Origin of the sequence: Halomonas huangheensis (assembly GCF_001431725.1) — a bacterium.
In the GTDB taxonomy this organism is placed as follows: domain Bacteria; phylum Pseudomonadota; class Gammaproteobacteria; order Pseudomonadales; family Halomonadaceae; genus Halomonas; species Halomonas huangheensis.
In genome coordinates, this window is sequence record NZ_CP013106.1 from 3,176,892 (window position 1) to 3,195,799 (window position 18,908).

16 protein-coding genes are annotated in these 18,908 nt (G+C 58.1%); 11 read left to right on the plus strand and 5 right to left on the minus strand.

The window, feature by feature from the left end:
* Nucleotides 1-27: 27 nt before the first annotated feature.
* From AR456_RS13900 to AR456_RS13915, 4 genes are all read left to right on the plus strand, one after another.
* Complete coding sequence (locus AR456_RS13900) at nt 28-1,407, plus strand: Na+/H+ antiporter NhaC family protein (protein ID WP_021818765.1); 1,380 nt, start codon at nt 28-30, stop codon at nt 1,405-1,407.
* 18 nt (nt 1,408-1,425) lie between these two features.
* On the plus strand, nt 1,426-2,865 hold the full coding sequence (locus AR456_RS13905) for an NAD(P)/FAD-dependent oxidoreductase (RefSeq protein WP_021818764.1): 1,440 nt from the start codon (nt 1,426-1,428) through the stop codon (nt 2,863-2,865).
* An 87-nt stretch (nt 2,866-2,952) separates the two neighbouring features.
* On the plus strand, nt 2,953-3,984 hold the full coding sequence (locus AR456_RS13910) for a histone deacetylase family protein (RefSeq protein WP_021818763.1): 1,032 nt from the start codon (nt 2,953-2,955) through the stop codon (nt 3,982-3,984).
* A gap of 139 nt (nt 3,985-4,123) precedes the next feature.
* Nucleotides 4,124-5,488, plus strand: a complete 1,365-nt coding sequence (locus tag AR456_RS13915) for an APC family permease (protein WP_021818762.1) — start codon at nt 4,124-4,126, stop codon at nt 5,486-5,488.
* A gap of 104 nt (nt 5,489-5,592) precedes the next feature.
* Here the strand turns inward: AR456_RS13915 and aroQ are convergent, their stop codons facing one another.
* A complete protein-coding gene (aroQ, locus tag AR456_RS13920; protein ID WP_021818761.1) occupies nt 5,593-6,186 on the minus strand; it encodes a gamma subclass chorismate mutase AroQ in 594 nt (197 codons plus the stop codon).
* 625 nt (nt 6,187-6,811) lie between these two features.
* Between aroQ and AR456_RS13925 the strand changes: the two genes are divergently transcribed.
* On the plus strand, nt 6,812-7,327 hold the full coding sequence (locus tag AR456_RS13925) for an invasion associated locus B family protein (RefSeq protein WP_021818760.1): 516 nt from the start codon (nt 6,812-6,814) through the stop codon (nt 7,325-7,327).
* A gap of 167 nt (nt 7,328-7,494) precedes the next feature.
* The gene (locus AR456_RS13930) at nt 7,495-8,109 is read left to right on the plus strand and encodes a LysE family translocator (protein WP_021818758.1); all 615 of its coding nucleotides are present in this window, start codon (nt 7,495-7,497) and stop codon (nt 8,107-8,109) included.
* An 11-nt stretch (nt 8,110-8,120) separates the two neighbouring features.
* Here the strand turns inward: AR456_RS13930 and AR456_RS13935 are convergent, their stop codons facing one another.
* Nucleotides 8,121-9,128, minus strand: a complete 1,008-nt coding sequence (locus AR456_RS13935) for a LacI family DNA-binding transcriptional regulator (protein ID WP_021818757.1) — start codon at nt 9,126-9,128, stop codon at nt 8,121-8,123.
* Between the two features lie 403 nt (nt 9,129-9,531).
* Here AR456_RS13935 and AR456_RS13945 point away from each other — a divergent pair, with 403 nt between their 5' ends.
* Genes AR456_RS13945 through AR456_RS13955 form a run of 3 tightly spaced genes read left to right on the plus strand, consistent with a single transcriptional unit; the run spans nt 9,532 to nt 13,052 of the window.
* Nucleotides 9,532-10,707, plus strand: coding sequence for a Gfo/Idh/MocA family protein (locus AR456_RS13945; protein WP_021818755.1), 1,176 nt, complete (start codon nt 9,532-9,534; stop codon nt 10,705-10,707).
* On the plus strand, nt 10,704-11,780 hold the full coding sequence (locus tag AR456_RS13950; protein ID WP_021818754.1) for a sugar phosphate isomerase/epimerase family protein: 1,077 nt from the start codon (nt 10,704-10,706) through the stop codon (nt 11,778-11,780). The genes AR456_RS13945 and AR456_RS13950 overlap by 4 nt, the downstream gene beginning before the upstream one ends.
* A 57-nt stretch (nt 11,781-11,837) precedes the next feature.
* Nucleotides 11,838-13,052 carry a nucleoside permease gene (locus AR456_RS13955; RefSeq protein ID WP_021818753.1) on the plus strand — a complete coding sequence of 405 codons (1,215 nt, stop codon included), beginning with the start codon at nt 11,838-11,840 and terminating at the stop codon, nt 13,050-13,052.
* A 42-nt stretch (nt 13,053-13,094) separates the two neighbouring features.
* Here the strand turns inward: AR456_RS13955 and AR456_RS13960 are convergent, their stop codons facing one another.
* The 3 genes from AR456_RS13960 to AR456_RS13965 all read right to left on the minus strand — a co-directional run bounded on the left by AR456_RS13960 (nt 13,095) and on the right by AR456_RS13965 (nt 16,181).
* Complete coding sequence (locus AR456_RS13960; protein WP_081694642.1) at nt 13,095-14,171, minus strand: TraB/GumN family protein; 1,077 nt, start codon at nt 14,169-14,171, stop codon at nt 13,095-13,097.
* Nucleotides 14,168-14,329, minus strand: a complete 162-nt coding sequence (locus AR456_RS21325; protein ID WP_155829245.1) for a hypothetical protein — start codon at nt 14,327-14,329, stop codon at nt 14,168-14,170. The genes AR456_RS13960 and AR456_RS21325 overlap by 4 nt, the downstream gene beginning before the upstream one ends.
* A gap of 112 nt (nt 14,330-14,441) precedes the next feature.
* Entirely contained in the window at nt 14,442-16,181 is a 1,740-nt protein-coding gene (locus tag AR456_RS13965; RefSeq protein WP_021818751.1) for a L,D-transpeptidase family protein, read from the minus strand.
* Nucleotides 16,182-16,479: 298 nt separating this feature from the next.
* On the opposite strand from AR456_RS13965, the gene AR456_RS13970 reads away from it, so the two are divergent.
* Both AR456_RS13970 and AR456_RS13975 read left to right on the plus strand, forming a co-directional pair.
* Nucleotides 16,480-17,121, plus strand: a complete 642-nt coding sequence (locus tag AR456_RS13970) for a murein L,D-transpeptidase catalytic domain family protein (RefSeq protein ID WP_021818749.1) — start codon at nt 16,480-16,482, stop codon at nt 17,119-17,121.
* A gap of 402 nt (nt 17,122-17,523) precedes the next feature.
* Nucleotides 17,524-18,873, plus strand: a complete 1,350-nt coding sequence (locus tag AR456_RS13975) for an MFS transporter (RefSeq protein WP_021818748.1) — start codon at nt 17,524-17,526, stop codon at nt 18,871-18,873.
* The last annotated feature ends 35 nt before the right edge of the window (nt 18,874-18,908 follow it).

Sequence of the window (18,908 nt, forward strand, 5' to 3'; positions counted from 1 at the left end):
CACAACAACAACCCTCGGAGAGATTCCATGGAAGACATCTTCCCGCTGAGCGGCCCACTGGTACTGATCCCCACTGTCGTGGTACTGGCACTGGCCCTGTGGACAAGACGTGCTCTCGAACCGTTAGTGGCCGGTGCCTTTGTCGGCACCCTGATGATCGACCCCGGCAATGCGCTATCGACGCTGTCGGACAGCCTGATGACGGTCATGACCGATGAGGACGTCGCCTGGGTCATCATGGTCTGTGGCCTGATGGGTAGTATCATCGCGCTGCTGCTCAAGTCGGGGGCTTCGCGAGCGTTCGCCACTGGCTTATTGCGCTATATCACCAGCAAGCCCCGTGCGCTGATCGGCTGTTGGTTCATGGGTATCGTGCTGTTTGTCGACGACTACCTGAACTCACTGGCGGTTGGTACCTCCATGCGCCAGGTGACGGATCGCTTCAAGACTTCACGCGAAATGCTGGCCTATGTCATCGACTCCACTGCGGCCCCGATCAGCGTGCTGATCCCGATCTCGACCTGGGCAGTGTTCTTCGGTGCCCTGATCGAGAAGAATGGCCTCGCCCCCGATGGCCAGGGCGTAATGACCTACATCCAGGCCATTCCTTTCATGTTCTACCCCTGGCTGGCGGTGGCGCTGGTGCCATTGGTCGCCTATCGCAAGATCCCGCTGCTCGGCCCCATGAAACGTGCAGAACTGCGTGCCGAGAACGAAGGCAAGTGCGTACCTCCCGGCGCGGAACACATCGATGATGAAATCGCCCATCTGCAGGCTGCCGATACCACGAAAGGCAGTATCTGGGCCTTCCTGATACCGATGGCATCACTGGCATTCTTCACCTGGTGGTTCGATCTCGATTTCCTGATGGGTATCTTCGTTACCCTCGGCGGCATGATCGTCGGCTTCATCGCCTTGAAGAAGCTGTCACCCAGAGAGACCTTCGACAACATCCTCGAAGGCTTCAAATCGATGCTCGATGCACTGGCAGTACTGGTGGCCGCCTTCCTGTTCAATGAAGTCAACACCGCACTGGGGCTCAATGAGTACATCATCAACGCCGTTCAGCCGCTGATCAGTGCCGAGTTCCTGCCCTTCATCATCTTTGCGCTGATGGGCTTCGTATCCTTCGCCACTGGCTCCAATTGGGGCGTATTCGTCATCATCCTGCCGATCGTGACCACTCTGGGACACAACCTCGGCGCAGACATGACACTGGTCATCGGCGCCACCCTCTCGGCCAGCACCTTCGGTAGCCACGCCTGCTTCTACTCGGATGCCACCGTGCTGACCGCCCAGGCCAGTGGTTGTACACCCTTCCAGCATGCCCTTACCCAGTTGCCTTATGCTGCAATGGCGGGCTGTGTGGCTGCACTGCTCTACCTGATCCTCGGCTTCACCCTATAGGGATGTATGGACTCCGTCATGACTATCGGTACTGAAACAAGCAGCACCATCGACTCACCTGGAAACTCCATTTACTGGAGTGCCAGCCACATGGAGCCCGCGCGACGATTCGCGCCACTTGAAGGGCGCCAGCAGGCCGATGTGGTGATTGTCGGTGGCGGTTTCACCGGACTATGGACCGCCTGGTACCTCAAGCAGCTGGCCCCGGACCAACACATTGCAGTAGTGGAAGCCGAGTGTTTTGGCCACGGCGCCTCGGGACGCAATGGCGGCTGGGTGATCGGCAATATTGCCGGGCTCGAACGCCACCTACATGGTCTGGATACCGACACTCGCCAGGCGCTTTGCCGAATGCTCGGCGACAACGTCGACGACATTGGTGCGGCACTGAGCGATGCCGACATCGATGCGGATTTCCACAAGGGCGGCGCGCTCAACGTCGCCGCACGCTACGCAGCCCAGCAGGGACTACAGCGCAGCTATCTGGCCCACTTGCATGAATTGGGTTTCAGCGACCGGGACTGCCGCTGGCTGAATGCCGACGAGTTGACCATGATGGCACGCTTTCGCCGCCCTTTTGGCGCAGTATTCCAACGCCAGGTAGCAACTCTTCACCCACGCAAGCTGATCCACGGCCTGGTCCAGCAACTCGCAGCCTCGGGAGTACAGCTGTATGAGCACAGCCGCGTAACCAGTGTGGCCGAACGGCGAGTGAGTACTCACGAGGGCAGCGTGCAGGCGCAGACGGTGGTGATCGCTACTGAAGGGTACAGCGAGCAGCTGGCCAATATTCGCCGGCATGTGATTCCAGTTCAGAGCCTGGTGATCGCCACCGAGCCATTGACCAATGCCACGTGGGATGCGCTAGGGCTGGACTCGCGGCCGACCTTTGCCGATGCCAGCAGGTTGATCAACTATGGGCATCGTACCCGTGACGGACGTCTGGTCTTCGGTGCCCGCGGCAACTATCAACTGGGCGCTCATCCCCGGCACGACCCCGCCATCAGCGATGCTGATATCGACATGCGTCGAAAGCTGCTGGTGGATATGTTCCCGGCTCTCGAGGATGTCGCAGTCACCCATGGTTGGGGCGGCTCACTGGGGCTATCGCGCAGTTTCCGTCCCCATGCGATCCTTGCCGGTAAGCAGGGGCTCGCTACGGCGGGAGGATACGCCGGTGAAGGGGTTGCGGCTTCACACCTGATGGGACGCACTCTGGCCGAAATGATACTCGGCGAAGACAGCTCCCGAACTCGAGCCCCCTGGGCCTTTCACGGAACATCGCTCCAGGAGGTGGTCAAGCGTTGGGAGCCGGAACCCCTACGCTGGCTGGCGGCACAGACGATACTGACGAGCTATGCCACTGAGGAGGCGCTGATGAGCAGAGAACGTCACCTGCCTCTGATCAGCCCCGGACTCAGTTGGTTGAACAATACCTTTGCCTCGGTCATCGAATAGCATCAGCCGATGGTCATGACGATACAAGGATACACCGAGCCTTGCGCGGTTCGGCCCATACTCTGAATTCAGGACGGAGACACCAGCATGTTGATTATCCATAGCGACAGGACACGCCAACGCCGCACGCAGACCGAACTATCTGGCGGCGAGCTGGTCAGCCCCTTCGAGTGTCCCGAGCGCGTCGACTACATCATTCAACGTGCTCGCGATGCGCAATTGGGTGACATTCGCGAACCCATGGAGCATGGCATAGACCCGGTGCTGGCTATTCATGACCGCGGCTACATCGACTTTCTGAGCACCGCCTGGCAGCATTGGAAGGCCGATGGCCATGCTGGCGAGGCGATCGCCAATATCTGGCCGACACGCCGCATGCCGGGGCGTCACATCCCGCGCAATATCGAGGGTCGGCTGGGCTACTACGCGCTTGCCGGGGAAACCTCATTAACCGCCGATAGCTTCGAGTCCGCCCTGCTCAGTAAAGACATCGCCCTGACCGCGCTGGACCATGTGCTGGACAACGGCAACAGCGCCTTTGCCTTGTGCCGCCCCCCGGGTCATCACGCCGCGGTCGACCAGTTCGGCGGTTACTGCTTCATCAATAACGTCGCCGTGGCCGCTCAACGTGCATTGGACAAGGGCCATCAGCGGGTCGCGATCCTCGATGTCGACTTTCATCACGGTAACGGCACCCAGGACATCTTCTATGCACGCAACGATGTTCTGACGCTTTCGCTGCACGGTGACCCGATGGACGAATTCCCTTACTTCCTCGGGTTTGCCGAGGAAACCGGTGAAGGGCCGGGCGAGGGGTTCAACATCAACTATCCCCTGCCCAGTGGCACCGACTACACCACCTGGGCCAAGCATCTCGAACTGGCGAAAGAACGTATCAGCGAATTCAGGCCCGAACTGCTGATCATCGCCCTGGGAGTAGATACCTTCGAGAACGATCCGATCAGCTCCTTCAAGTTGAAGAGCGAGGATTACCTCGATGTCGGACACCGCATTGCGGCGCTTGGCCTGCCCACCCTATTCGTTATGGAAGGCGGCTACGCCGTGGAGGAAATCGGCATCAACGCCGTCAATGTTCTGAAAGGCTTCAGCAACGCCTGAGCCACGAACCAATACGTCCAGTCCACATCCAGCCGGCGAGTCGTCCTCACCGGCTGGCTGCGGCAACGGCCCAGTAACAACAGCAATGATCCAATAACAACGGCAACGGCCCAATAACAACAGCAGGAGGTGCCGAGTCATGACGGATTACAAGCCTTCCACATTGCCCCCCGCGCATGACGGCCAGGGCAGCGACCTGAAACGTATCCTCGGGCTACCCGCCCTCGTTTTCTTCGGCCTCGCCTATATGGTGCCGTTGACCGTCTTCACGACCTATGGCGTGGTCACCGAGACAACCAATGGCCACGTGCCCATGGCCTACATCATAACCCTGGCGGCAATGTTCTTTACTGCCTGGAGTTATGGGCGCATGGTCGAGCATTATCCCCAGGCCGGTTCCGCCTACACCTACACGAGACGCGCCTTCGGCGGCCGGATCGGATTCATGGTTGGCTGGGCGTTGCTGCTCGACTACATCTTCCTGCCGATGATCAATTACCTGGTGATCGGCATCTATATGAAGGAATACTTCCCGGCAATCGATCAAGGCTGGTGGATCGTCGGTGCCATTGCGGCGGTTACTCTATTGAATGTGCTCGGCATCAAGCTGGTAGCGCGCATGAACTTGATCATCATCGCCTTCCAGTTCGTGTTCCTCGCAGTATTCATTGCCATGGCCTTCAGCAGCATGAGCAGTGGCTCCACCCCTTCCCTGCTCGCTCCATTCCACAGCGAATCCCTGCAATGGGCATCCATCGTTGGTGGTGCTGCGATTCTGTGCCTGTCGTTTCTCGGCTTCGATGCCGTATCGACCCTGAGTGAGGAAACTCGAGACCCGAAGCGCGACATTCCCCGGGCGATCATGCTGTGCACACTGGTTGGCGGTCTGCTGTTCATCCTTGCCTCCTGGGTGGGTCACATGGTGTTCCCCGACTACAGTCAGTTCGGCAGCGTCGACTCGGCGGCAGTGGATGTCATGCGCCACACTGGTGGCGCCTTCCTCGTGACCTTCTTCACTGCCGCCTATGTTGCAGGCTGCTTCGCCTCTGCCATGGCCTCCCAGGCCAGCGTCTCGCGTATTCTCTATGCCATGGGGCGTGACCGTGTCCTGCCGAGCATTCTCGGCAAGGTCAGCGAACGTTATGGCACGCCGCTGATATCAACCCTGGTGGTTGGCGCCATTTCACTGATGGCATTGGTCATCAGTCTGGAACTGGCCGCCACCATGATCAGTTTCGGCGCACTGGTGGCCTTCTCCTTCGTCAACCTGTCGGTCATCAAGCACTATCTGCTGGATGAACACCTGCTGCAGCCTCGCAACATGTTCCGTTATGGCGTCATGCCCGGCATCGGTTTCCTGCTGACGATCTGGCTCTGGACCAGCCTTTCCGGCTACACCTTCCAGGTGGGCTTGAGCTGGGTCGCGGCGGGCTTCCTCTACCTGCTCTACCTGACCCGCCTGTTCAAACAGGACGTACCCGATTTCGACCTCAACGAAGCCTGAATTCGACCATGAACAAGGCCGCCCCGCCATTGCGGAGCGGCCTCTATCGCGATATCACCTATCAGCATAAAGCTGAACAACGTCACCCTGAGCGTGCTGCCATTTCAGTGGGCTCGCAATGCCTGCAACGCAATATCCAGCGCCTGCGGATAATCAGCCTCGGCGATGGCATCAGCTACCTGCTCCTTGAAGTACTGCTGCGTGGCATGGTTGCTTTCAAGAGCCTGGAACTCGCTCAACGACTGGATCATCTGCGGTGTCAACACATCCAACCGAGGACGAATGTCGCTGGCCAGATCCGGTGGAGAATCGAAGGGTGGACGTGATTCCTGCTGCCATTGCTGATGAAGTTGTTGCTGAACCGTCTTGCTGGCATCGAACTGGTCCTGAAAGAAGGAGTGCGCGAGGTCCTCGTCAACACCTTGCTGCCGTGCCTCGACCACAACTCGATCAAGAATCTGGGTCTCTCGTTCCGGGACATTGATTGGCGCTCCGGAATTCCACTTGGCCTTCGCCACATCTGGAGCAATCATCAACCGCTGCTCGACCTGCTCCAGCAATCCATCCAACGTCTGCCTGGCATCATCAGACACCTCGTGACTGTCTGCCTGAGCAACACCACCGATCATCAACCCACCGGCCAACACCAGGGCATGGCGCAGCCCCACTCGCTTGAGACCCCTTGAAACTCGACTCATGACTTCTCTTCCCTGTTTTATCCAAGAGCGTTCTGTTCATGAATGTTGCACTCAAAAGTGCGGCATTCTTGAACCATCAAGTTCCCTGTCACCGGCAATGCTGTCAACCGCCTTCGGGTGAGTCCCTGCCCCAATGGACCTCGGTCGAGACAGTGACCAGCCAGACCAGATGGTCGCAAACATGTTCCTGTAATCAGGTAAGAGGGTGTTTACAAGCTACTACGCCTGACCATACGGCGTTGAGCCCAAACGTAGCGGATACAAAATCCGAAGTCTGGCCCGATGGGCTAACGAAACGAGTCAATCAGCCCGAAAATTCTCATCTACATACTCAGGGTATAGGTGAGAATGATGCCAAGGCTGACGCACCAGCACCGAACAACCCGCCAGGAATGCTCCCTCCCCGCTCCCTTTCTGTGCGCAAAGTCGCCACAACAGTCGCATAACGGTTGCATCGCACTGGCCCGCTCCGGCATGCTACGAATGAATCGTTGTGTATCCCATCATCCGGAGCCCCTGCGTGCGGGATACCAGCCTCAAGCATTCGCCAGTATGGGACGTTCAGCGTTGAACCATGTGTTCAGAATCACGTCTCTCCAACGGAAAGGAAAGGAGAACTCGCTTCATGTTTGATCAACTAGCGTCACGCCTGCGTATTGCTGGCCTGTTGGGCGTGATGGCCCTATCGCCTGCGGCGTTCGCTCAGGATTCCGGCCCGGCGATGAATACTGAGACTTTCCAGGATTGGGAGGTCAACTGTCCGGCCAACGCTGCAGATGGGGCCTGCACCATGACCCAACTGGTCGATGGTTCCAGTGGTGAACCAGTGCTGCGCGTGGTCGTCGGCAATCCCCCGCAGTTGGGCAGTGCTGCCATCACCTTCCTGACTCCATTGGGCGTTCGTCTGGCCCCTGGCCTGCAACTCCAGATAGGCAGCAATGAGCCGATTGGCATGCCCTATCAGGTCTGTGTACCTCAAGGCTGCCGTGCAGACCTGCCGATTCGCCCGGAACTGCTCACTCAGTTGCAAGGTGGTAGCACCGCGACGGTCAGCATGATTGACCCGAACGGTCAGCGTACGAACCTGAATGTGTCACTGATGGGCTTCAGTGCCGCCAAGCAACGCGTCGACCAGAACTGATCGATCTGGCTCTATACCGGCGGTCTTGCGACCGCCGGTGATGCTTCACTGACCCTCACCAATCTTGATGCCTGCCGTTAGCCCGGCATATATGTCGTCGTCTCCTCGCAGAATACCACCTTGCTGTGCTATGCCTGTTGAAGCTTCCGCCAACAGGAACATGGCCAATGTCACTCGAATACCTTCTGACAACTCTTGTGGTAGTGCTCGCACCCGGCGGTGGTGTGCTGTACACACTCTCCATCGGGCTGGCCCATGGCGCTCGCGCCAGTGTCGCCGCCGCCACTGGCTGCACCCTGGGAATCATTCCCTCGCTGATTGCCAGCATCACCGGCCTGGCTGCTGTGCTGCATACCAGCGCGCTGGCCTTCCAGGTCATCAAGGTGCTTGGTGTGCTCTACCTGTTGTACATGGCCTGGCGCACCCTTCGTGACAGCGGCACGCTGAGCGTAGAAGCCTCTTCGGAACCCCGTGCTTCCCTGCTGCGCATTGCCACCACCGGTACTTTGATCAACGTACTGAACCCCAAACTATCGCTGTTCTTCCTCGCCTTTCTGCCACAGTTTGTCGTCACCAACGGGGTGGCTGCCATGTTCGATATGCTGACGCTGGGCGGCGTGTTCATGCTGGTGACCTGGGTGATTTTCATCGGCTACGGAGCTGGTGCGGCCTGGCTGCGTCGCCATGTGATCGGGCGACCGTCGGTACAGACATGGATGCGACGCAGTATTGCCGGAGTCTTCGTCATGCTGGGAGCCAGGCTGGCGGTCAGTGAGCGCTGAGCCACAGGACATCACTCCTGTTTCGGAGCGGGACCAGTACTGCTTCTGACCACCAGTTCGAAAGGCATCACACGACGGGTGTCACGTTTGATTTCGTGGCCCTCGATGATATCCACCAGCAACGCCACAGCTTCATGGCCAAAGTCTTCCGCCGGCTGAGCGATGGTGGTGATCGGTGGATCGGTGTACCGCGCGAAGGGAATGTCATCGAAGCCTGCCACCGAGATATCCTCGGGAATTCGCAGCCCTGCTTCCTTGACTCGTTTGATGGCGCCGATCGCCATTTCGTCATTCTCGCAGAAGATCGCAGTGGGTCGGCATCGCTGCTCGAGCAACGATGCCGCGGCACGATAACCTGACGCCAGCGAGAAATCGCCAGGACACAGCAGGTCCCCATCCGGTGGGATACCCGCATCCTCCAGAGCTTCCTGATAACCACGCAGTCGATCACGCGTAAGCGGACTCAGACGCGGTCCCTTGATCATTCCGATACGCCGATGTCCCAACTGAATCAGGTGCTCGGTCATTACTCGGGCAGCCGTGCGGTTGTCCAGATGTACACGCGGACAAGGAGCGTCATCCAACACCTCACAGGCATTGACCATCGGTAATGGGTCAATGCCCTGATGGTCATCAAATGGATAAAAGGCTCTCAACTGGATGATGCCATCCGCCTGCCGATTGCTGACCATGGTCGCGTAGTCACGCTCGGCCTGCTCATTGGCCAACGTGTTGCACAACAGCACGGAATAGCCCCGACGACTGGCGGCTTCCTGTATACCGCTGATCACCCGCGAGAAGAAGGTATTGGCAACTGTCGGCACCAGTACCACGAGATTGCGGGTACGCTGCGAGCGAAACTGAACCGCAGTCAGATTGGGCCGATAGCCACTACGCTCGACAGCGGCCAGAACACGCTTCCGAGTCTCGGGTGACACAATGTCTGGCGACTTCAGCGCCCGGGAGACAGTCGCTACTGACACGCCGGCCATCTCCGCCACCTCGCGTATATTGGTCATATTCGCTGGCTCTTGTCCTCAAAAACGTGAGTAGGCCCTTCCCCCACAACCTATAGTCTAATTCAAGGCAGACTTTGCGACAGTTTTCAATGCATTGAATTGCATAGCCTGATCTCCGGACGATCCTGGTGCTCCGAGCTACGCCGTACCTACGATGACTTGAGCCATACTACAATCCCTTGAACGGCGGCCGACTGCTCCAGCTTGCCAGGACCTAGGTCGCATTGCTGGTCATCAGTATCCGGTTCATCATCTTGGCATCGCTCGATGTAACCGGTTACATTGATGGCTATCACCTACGTTTCGCTGCTGGAGGTCCCATGAATGAATACATCATTTATCGGCCAGATTCACTGCCTGGAGGCCTCTCTGGTCGGCGAACCCCTCAATTCCCGGAGGCCTCATGAGTCAATCTTCCTTTCATCGTATCCGGTACGGCATGGTAGGCGGCGGTGAAGGCGCGTTCATCGGCCAGGTACACCGCATGGCAGCAGCCCTGGACGGCGAGTTCGAGTTGGTCTGCGGTAGCTTCAGTCGCGATGCCGACAATAACGCGCGCAGCGGCGTACGGTGCGGCATCGACAGCGGTCGTGTCTATGCCAGTTGGCAGCAGATGCTGGAAGCCGAAGCCGCCCTGCCCGCCGAGCAGCGCATGGAAATGGTCGCGGTAGTAACCCCTAACCATCTCCACGTACCTGTCAGCCTGGCCGCCCTCGAAGCCGGCTTTCATGTGTTCTGCGAGAAACCACTGGCTCGCGACCTCGATGAGGCATCTGACCTGCAACAGGCACTTTCCAACAGTGGTCGAATCTTTGGTCTCGCCCACACCTACCTGGGGTACCCGCTGGTGTGGCAGGCACGTGAACTGGTTCGCCAGGGACGCCTCGGTGCCTTGCGCAAGATCCATGTCGAGTATCCCCAGGGGTGGCTAGGAACCCAGTTGGAAGCTGATGGTAACCGCCAGGCTGCCTGGCGTACCGATCCGTCAACATCCGGCAGCAGCGGCGCCATGGGTGACATCGGTACACATGCCTTCGGGCTCGCCGAATTTGTCTCCGGTCATCGCATCGAACGGCTCTGTGCATCGCTGTCGATCCACGCGCCTGGACGTCAACTCGATGACGATGGCGACATCCTGTTCCAGACCACCGAAGGCGCCAGTGGCACCCTCATCGCAAGCCAGGTCTGCACCGGAGAGGAAAACGGTCTGAAAGTTCGCCTGTACGGCGAACAGGGGGCGCTGGAGTGGTTACAGCGCGACCCCAATCGGCTGCATCTGACGCTGCTCAACAGTCCTCCGCAAACCCTGCGTGCGGGGATCGATCAACCCGGTCTCGATGACGTCGCTCTGGAGCGTCTGCGTATTCCCGGCGGACACCCGGAGGGCTACATCGAGGCCATGGCCAACCTCTACCGCGATATGGCACGTGCCATCCGTGAGGGGAAACCCGGATCCGCAGTCGGTGTGCCTGACCTTGCGGATGGGCTACGCGGCATGGCCTTTATCGAGACCGTGCTCAACAGCCATGCCAGTGACAGCAAATGGACCACTTTCGTCGATAGGGAGCCAGCACAGTGACGACTTCTGCCAACACCAGTCAGATCAAGGGACCCGCTATCTTCCTCGCTCAGTTCATCAGCGACGAAGCCCCATTCAACGACCTCGAAAGCATCGCGCAGTGGGCAGCCTCTCAGGGATATCGTGCAGTTCAACTGCCAACCCTGGACTCGCGATTCATTGATCTCGAACGTGCAGCGGACAGTCAGGAATACTGCGATGAGTTGAAAGCTCGCTACGAACAGGCCGGTGTCACCATCAGCGAACTCTCCACGCACCTACAAGGGCAACTTGTCGCGGTCCATCCGGCCTTCGATGAGCTGTTCGACGATTTCGCACCGCCCGAACTGCGCGGCAATCCCGAGAAGCGTCAAGCCTGGGCCGTGGAACAGCTGAAGCTTGCCGCACGCGCCAGCAGGCGCCTCGGACTCGATGTTCACGCGACCTTCTCCGGGGCGCTGATGTGGCCATACTTCTACCCCTGGCCACAGCGCCCAGCAGGACTGATCGAAGAGGGGTTTCAGGAGTTGGCCAGGCGCTGGCGACCGATTCTCGATACCTTCGATGAACAGGGCGTTGACCTGTGCTTCGAGGTACATGCCGGCGAAGACCTCCACGATGGCGTCAGCTTCGAGCGCTTTCTCGAGGCAGTGGATCACCATCCGCGCGCCAACCTGCTCTATGATCCGAGTCACTTCATTCTGCAGCAGCTCGATTATCTCGGCTTTATCGACCGCTATCACGAACGGATCCGGATGTTCCACGTCAAGGATGCCGAGTATCAGTATTCCGCCCGCAGCGGTGTCTATGGCGGCTACCAGGATTGGCAGGACCGCCCGGGACGCTTCCGTTCACTCGGTGACGGCCAGGTCGACTTCAGCGCGATCTTCTCGAAGCTCACCCAGTATGGCTTCGATGGCTGGGCGGTACTCGAGTGGGAATGCTGCCTCAAGGACTCGGCTCAGGGAGCCGCCGAAGGCGCGCCCTTTATCGAGCATCACCTTATTCAACGTGCCAGCCACAGCTTCGACGACTTTGTCGCTGTCGCTGCCAGTCCCGAGCGCAATCGCCGTATTCTCGGCCTGAAGCGCTGACAACCACTGCCAACATTCCAATGACAAGAGCATCAACCCATCAGGAGGCACCCAACAATGATACGCGCCCGGCTCGGCTTGATGATGTTTCTCGAGTTTTTCATCTGGGGAGGATGGTTCGTCACCCTGGGCACATTCCTGGCTCAGAACCTGAGTGCCAGCGGTGGCCAGATAGGCATGGCGTTTTCTACCCAGTCCTGGGGCGCAATCATTGCGCCCTTCATTATCGGCTTGATCGCTGATCGCTTCTTCAGAGCCGAGCGCATTCTCGGCGTTCTGCATCTGGTCGGCGCAGCGCTGATGTTCGGCCTGTATCAGGCGGAGTCCTTCAGCGCCTTCTATCCATTGGTGTTGGCGTACATGATCCTGTATATGCCGACCCTGGCACTGGTCAACTCAGTGTCCTTCCGACAGATGGATGACCCATCACAGGAATTCGCTCGTATTCGCGTGTGGGGTACCATCGGCTGGATCGTCGCAGGGCTCGCGATCAGCTACCTGTTTGCATGGGACAGTGGCGAGGCGATTGCCGACGGCGCCCTGCGCAACACCTTCCTGATGTGCGGACTGGCGTCGCTGCTGCTTGGCTTCTACAGCTTTACTCTGCCAGCCACCCCGCCCCGCGCCACCAGTAGCGGATCCGGTTGGCGTGAGTGGCTGGGCCTGGATGCACTGGCACTACTCAAGGACCGCAATTACGCGATCTTCTTCATTGCCTCAATCCTGATCTGCATCCCGTTGGCGTTCTACTATCAGAATGCCAATCCCTTCCTCGCCGAAATCGGTGTCGCCAACCCCACCGGCAAGATGACGCTTGGACAGATCTCCGAAGTGCTGTTCATGTTGCTGCTGCCGCTGTTCATTCATCGCTTCGGCATCAAGATCACACTGATGGTCGGTATGCTGGCCTGGGCGCTGCGTTACGCGCTGTTCGCCATCGGTGATGCCGACTCTGGGGTGGCGCTGTTGCTGGTGGGTATCGCGCTGCATGGTGTGTGCTATGACTTCTTCTTTGTCTCCGGACAGATCTATACCGACGCCCGTGCCGGGGAACGCTTCAAGAGTTCCGCTCAAGGCATGATCACCCTGGCAACCTATGGAGTAGGCATGCTGATCGGCTTCTGGATCGCCGGCATGATCACCGATCATTACACCACTGCCAACGGTCATGACTGGACCGGCGTATGGCAGTTCCCTGCGGTCTTCGCCATCGTGGTACTGGTGTTGTTCGCGGTAAGTTTCCGGATGCGAGCCACCAGCACCGCACAGTAACTGTTCTACGCAGGATGCCGGCCCCAGGGGAGCCGGCATCCACTATTTCCAGCGCTCAATCGTCCAACCTTCCTGCTCCAATAGGCGCAGCACTCCCTTCTCGCCCGGAAGATGCAGGGAGCCGAAGGCAGCAACAATGCCCTTGTCCTTTTTCGCCGCGCCCTCCGCCCCGGCGATCAACGGTTCCAGCCACTGCTGGTTGCGCTGATCCATCAGTACGTCCTGAGCCAAAGCGAACTGTGCATCCACCTCGTCGGTGCTGGAATTCTCAGAGCTATAAGCTTCCATACGTGCGAATTCCCAGAGTTGCCAGATATCACCTGCGAAATAGGCGTCCGTCAGAGTGACAGCATAATCATCGGTATAGGCACCTCCAGCGATCGAAGCGCGAATCATGTCCTCTTCCTGCTCAGGCGTCAGAGTGGAAAACAATGTGAACAGGGTATCCCATGGCTCCAGCGAATGGATGGGCAAATCGACCGCCTCAGCCTTGCTGATCAGCTGCGAATCAAGTCCCTCCAGTTCTCCGTCGGATCCAGCAGACGCGTTCAGCATGCAAGGCGGCAGCCCCAGCATCAGCATCACAAACCAGGGGCGCAGTACCGCTGTCGACTCGGTGGGAAAACCATGCTCGGCCATGGCACTCGACACGGCCTCCCATTCGTCCTCGGCAAGACGTTCGGGTAGCGTCGCATCCCCTTCATCAATCAGCAGCAGCGAGCCATCCGTCATGGCCTCCATTAACCGAGTTTTTTCCTCGGGCCCGATTTCGACATACAGCGCCGCGGCACTGTTCAGCGCATCAGACACCGCATCAAGCGTTGGCTGGTGACGAGGATCAGGAAGGTGCATGGTGCCGACTAATGTGATCTGTGCCTCATTCCTTGTGGCACGCCACAGAAAGCCCTCGTGATAAGGGACTTCGGCTACCTCGGCCTCGAGCTGCGCTCGCTTGTCACTCGGCCAACTCTCGATCAGATTGGTGCCAGTACAACCAGCTGCCGATACCACTCCTGCCCAGAGTGCGAAAAACCCCGCCGCACAACTCCGAACCCCGCAATGGAGTGCCCGCGTATCGAAAATGCCGATTGCTGTGCTTTTCCGAGGTGCCCTATTCATGGGGCTATTCCTTTAGTCATTGAAATACTTTCAGTCATTGAAATACTTCCAGCCATTGAAGTACTTCCAGCCATTGAAGTACTTCCAGCCATTGAAATACTTCCAGCCATTGAGATACGTCCAGCCAGCAGGCCTGTGAGTTCCAGTCGTTGGAACAAGGGATACTCTCCGCTCAGCCCGGCTCTGCCTGCGGATCAATGAGAGCGTCAGATGAAGCCATCAGCTACCGAAGCCCCACGCTCCAGCGCGGGGCATATCCATAAGCGGCGGTCAAAGGATCAGGGGACGATCGAGCGCGGCAACCACATCGGCATCGCGATGGTAGATGTCGGGGCGGAATGCCAGACTACCATCGCTCTCCGGCTGGACCGTCCAATAGTTGAGCACTATCGGGATACGACGTTCCAGCGAGACATTGCGTGTCTGTCCATCAGACAACAGGCTGCTGACATTGGCAGATGTGCCGGAATCGTCAAACAGCATCTGGGCCAACTGCGTGACTCCTTCCACACGAATACAGCCAGAGCTCAGAGCCCGCTGGGCACGATTGAATAGATGCCGTGAAGGGGTATCGTGCAGATACACCAGATGGTCATTGGGGAAGCGAATAACCAGACGGCCCAGCGGGTTACTGGCACCTGCGCCCTGGCGCAGCATCACACCGCCGGGGTTGGACCAGTCAACAGCATGCGGATCCAGACGCGTCCCGGAAGGCGACAGCGGATAAAGGCCACGACTGGCGAGGTAATCCGGGTTGTTACGCACCTTTGGCAGGATATCTTCACGATAGATGGTCGGCGGCACCGTCCAGGTTGGGTTGAGCGTCAGATAAGTGATCTCGGAGCGCAGAGTTGGTGTGCGCCTATAAGGTTGGCCGACCACGATGCGAGTTCGCCAGGTCTGTCCATCGGGCCGAAAATACGTCAGCCGATAACCGGCAATGTCCACCAGTACGAAGGACTTCGGTAGCCCGTGGAGCAACCAGCGCGCGCGCTCCATATTGGCGCGTATCTGGTCGATGCGCTGCGACACAGGTACATTCAATGCAAGGCGGGTATCCGGCCCGACCACGCCATCATCGGCAAGTAAGTGATGGCGCTGGAAGCGGCGCACCGCCTCAGCCAGTAACGGGTCATAGACATCAGCGTCCGGCGCCTCCAGCGACAATTGCGGATAATAGCTCGCATCGGCCGCCACAATGTCCGCCTCTCCGATCAACCCAAGGCGCCGACGCAAGGTCGCTACATCAGCACCGGTATCGCCGGGACGCAATGGCTCATCACGCGCTGCCAATACCGGCCAACCACCCTGTCTATCGATGTTCTGATACTGAGCCAGCGCGGTGCGCAACTGGCGATAGGGCTGGAACGAAGGCCGCGTCTGTTCAACCACGGCTTCGACATCTCCTTCATCCAGTTCACGAGACATGCTGACCAGATCAAAGGATGGCGGAGCAATGGCCACTTCCCAGCCTTCATCGATGCGATGCGGGTCAACCTTACCCCGTTGGAGGTGTGCCATGGCCGTCAACAGTATGCCGGTGGCCTCGCTTTCGAAGGCTTGCTGAGCCGCGCTCCCCTGGCCCTCGCCAAGTGCCCGACGTCCTTCTGCGAGTAGACGATCGGGATGATAGTCGGACGGTACCAGTCCATCACTGGCAAGCCCCTTCAACGCCGTTGCCAGGGCCTCGACACGCTGCATGTCGGTCCATACAGGACGTTGTCCACGCAATGTGTAGAAGCGTTGCAGATTATCCAGAGAAGCGTCATCTACTGAACCATTTTCAGCATTCAGGCCAACAAGACTGTCCTCGACACTATTCTCAACACTATTCTCGAAACTATCCTCGACACTGTCTTCAGCACCAGCACTATGCTCTGCAGTGGCATCTACAGAGGTCTCACTACCCGGCTCAGAGGTAACTGCTTGTGCCGAAAGCGGCAACACGGAAATCAATAATATCGGCACTGCAGTTCGCAATAGCCTGGTCAACAATGCAATCCCTGACATGTCTACCTCCTCCCCTGCACGTAATCTGTAAAACTGGCTATTCTGCGTCTTATTGTCATAATGGAATCGCAGGATAAAACGTTATAAAGCCCTGTAGCTCAATCCTGAATCTATTCCAGCCTGGCGGATTCGAACCCGAAACTACAATCGTCTCAGGCCCGTATTACGACGTCACCGACAGGAAGCCCAAGAGATGTCATGCAATACTCCTTTTTCCCTTGCATCCCTGTGTCTTCGCTCTCTTTCATTATTGTCGCTAACGGCAATTCTTGCGGCCCCCACATCCGCGCAGAATTTCATGAGTCAGGCACTGACTCCTGCGCAACTTTCACAGCCCCCCCTCGGGCGAGTATTGACTCAACTGGCTCCCCAGGCCAACCCCGGCGTCCTGACGCTTGCCGCTCGGGCAATCAACTGCGCCGACCCCGGTGCCAGACGGCTGGCTGTTATCGACTACTCGCTACCTTCGACGCAACCGCGCATGTGGGTGTTCGACCTCCAACAACAGCGGCTGCTGTTCCGTGAGCTGGTTTCTCATGGTGCCGGCTCCGGCGACGAAGTCGCCACATCTTTCTCCAATATTCCCGAAAGTCACCAATCCAGCATCGGATTATTTCGTACTCTCAACAGCTATGATGGCAGCAATGGCTATTCGCTGCGACTCAAGGGTCTCGAACCAGGCATCAATGACAATGCCTTTAACCGGGCCATCGTGATTCATGGCGCAGACTATGTCAGCGAGGCATTTATTGAACAGACTGGACGTATAGGGCGCAGTCACGGCTGCCCTGCCGTACGCTCGGAAGTTGCCATTCCACTGATCAACAGCATAAAGGATGAGCAATACCTGTTTACCTATTATCCCGACCAGGATTGGTTACGCACTTCCGCTTTCTTGCGCTGCCCGACTTCCGCACATCAGTTGGCAATGAAAAACTGATCAAAGGACACTGGGCCAGAGAGACGAAGTCGACCTGGCCCCTCTTCCCTGTTTCCTCTTCCCACCAGCCCCACCCCAGGTTTCCAGCCACGCTGTCGGTGATCAATGGCACCATAAGCGAGCATCGACACAGATTGTTATGCACTTTGATGCAGCGCACAGGCACCACCCAACCCCCTTGCGCACCAACATATTTTTCTTATCTATCTGAATTTATTTGATCATTCGTATCTGGCATCTTTTGTGCATGGCTTTATTCAGTGCTACGGAGGAAGCCTGAGTCTGCTTCCCCGAGAGTCGACGTGGACCAGGCCCCAGGGCACGAGTGCGTCGAACCCGACCTTCAACGGCGAAGGCCAGAAAAGTTCGTGAGTTCGTCATTCACTCGTTGAGGGCCTCCCTATGCAGATTCGCAACAAGGCCAACAGGATTCGCCTGTTTACCTTCAATACTCCCCAGATGCGTGCCTTTCACTTCTCATGGCTCGCCTTCCATCTCTGTTTCTTCGGCTGGTTCGGTATTGCACCGTTGATGGCCGTGGTTCGTGATGACCTGGGACTGACCCGCACGCAGATCGGCAATACCATCATTGCCTCGGTTGCCATTACCGTGATCGTGCGCCTGGCCATCGGTGTACTTTGCGACCGCATCGGGCCGCGCCTCGCCTACACCTGGCTACTCTGCCTCGGTTCGATTCCGGTGATGAGTATCGGCTTCGCCGACAGCTTCGAATCGTTCTTCCTCGCCCGCCTCGCCATCGGTGCCATTGGCGCCTCCTTCGTCATCACCCAATACCACACGTCGATCATGTTTGCGCCCAATATAGTCGGCACCGCCAACGCCACGTCCGCGGGTTGGGGCAATCTCGGAGGCGGTACAACACAGATCTTGATGCCACTGATCTTCTCCGGCCTGCTGATGCTGGGAGTCAGCGAGACATTAGGGTGGCGACTGGCCATGGTGGTGCCGGGCATCGTGCTGTTCATCACTGGTATCTGCTACTACCTCTTCACCCAGGATGCGCCGGACGGCAACTTCCGTGAGCTGCGTGCACGCGGTGAAATGGAGTCCAACAGCGGCAACAACAGCATGGCCAGTACGTTCGGGGCAGCCGCCCGTGATATACGGGTATGGGCACTCTTTGTGGTCTATGCCGCCTGCTTCGGCGTGGAACTGACCATCAACAACATCGCCGCCATCTATTTCTTCGATAACTTCGACCTGAGTCTTGCCACTGCGGGCCTGATCGCTGGTCTTTTCGGCTTGATGAATATTTTCGCGCGCACCATGGGAGGGGTCTTCTCTGATCTGTTCGCGCGCAATGGTGGTCTCAAGGGGCGCGTACGCTGGCTGTTCATCGCGCTGCTGTGTGAAGGCGTGGCGTTGATGTTCTTCTCTCAGATGCATGTCCTGGCGCTGGCCATTGGCATCATGCTGGTCTTCAGCCTCTTCGTTCAGATGGCCGAGGGAGCCACCTTTGGTGTCGTACCATTCATCAACCCACGTGCACTCGGCGCAGTCGCGGGGATCGTCGGTGCTGGCGGCAATGCCGGCGCTGTCGCTGCGGGCTTTCTGTTCCGCTCCGAGGCTCTGGCCTGGCAGGAAGCGCTATTCTATCTGGGCATCGCCGTGGTAGTGGCTTCGCTCTTTGCGTTATTGGTGCGTTTCTCTTCCGAAGTAGAGGAAGAGCAGGCGCTGGCCTACCGCAAGGCAGCAGGAGACGACGGCAGTTCCGCGCTGTCACTACGCTGAGACCCACCGAGTGACATCAGCCCTATCGAGCCCGG

Bases quoted from the DNA above. Each gene is read 5' to 3' on its own strand.
- AR456_RS13900 (WP_021818765.1), top strand. From the start codon at position 28: ATGGAAGACATCTTCCCGCTGAGCGGCCCACTGGTACTGATCCCCACT.
- AR456_RS13925 (WP_021818760.1), top strand. From the start codon at position 6,812: ATGTTTGATCAACTAGCGTCACGCCTGCGTATTGCTGGCCTGTTGGGC.
- AR456_RS13945 (WP_021818755.1), top strand. From the start codon at position 9,532: ATGAGTCAATCTTCCTTTCATCGTATCCGGTACGGCATGGTAGGCGGC.
- AR456_RS13955 (WP_021818753.1), top strand. From the start codon at position 11,838: ATGATACGCGCCCGGCTCGGCTTGATGATGTTTCTCGAGTTTTTCATC.
- AR456_RS13975 (WP_021818748.1), top strand. From the start codon at position 17,524: ATGCAGATTCGCAACAAGGCCAACAGGATTCGCCTGTTTACCTTCAAT.
- aroQ (WP_021818761.1), bottom strand. From the start codon at position 6,186: ATGAGTCGAGTTTCAAGGGGTCTCAAGCGAGTGGGGCTGCGCCATGCC.
- AR456_RS13935 (WP_021818757.1), bottom strand. From the start codon at position 9,128: ATGACCAATATACGCGAGGTGGCGGAGATGGCCGGCGTGTCAGTAGCG.
- AR456_RS13905 (WP_021818764.1), top strand. From the start codon at position 1,426: ATGACTATCGGTACTGAAACAAGCAGCACCATCGACTCACCTGGAAAC.
- AR456_RS13930 (WP_021818758.1), top strand. From the start codon at position 7,495: ATGTCACTCGAATACCTTCTGACAACTCTTGTGGTAGTGCTCGCACCC.
- AR456_RS13965 (WP_021818751.1), bottom strand. From the start codon at position 16,181: ATGTCAGGGATTGCATTGTTGACCAGGCTATTGCGAACTGCAGTGCCG.
- AR456_RS13915 (WP_021818762.1), top strand. From the start codon at position 4,124: ATGACGGATTACAAGCCTTCCACATTGCCCCCCGCGCATGACGGCCAG.
- AR456_RS13960 (WP_081694642.1), bottom strand. From the start codon at position 14,171: ATGAATAGGGCACCTCGGAAAAGCACAGCAATCGGCATTTTCGATACG.
- AR456_RS13970 (WP_021818749.1), top strand. From the start codon at position 16,480: ATGAGTCAGGCACTGACTCCTGCGCAACTTTCACAGCCCCCCCTCGGG.
- AR456_RS13910 (WP_021818763.1), top strand. From the start codon at position 2,953: ATGTTGATTATCCATAGCGACAGGACACGCCAACGCCGCACGCAGACC.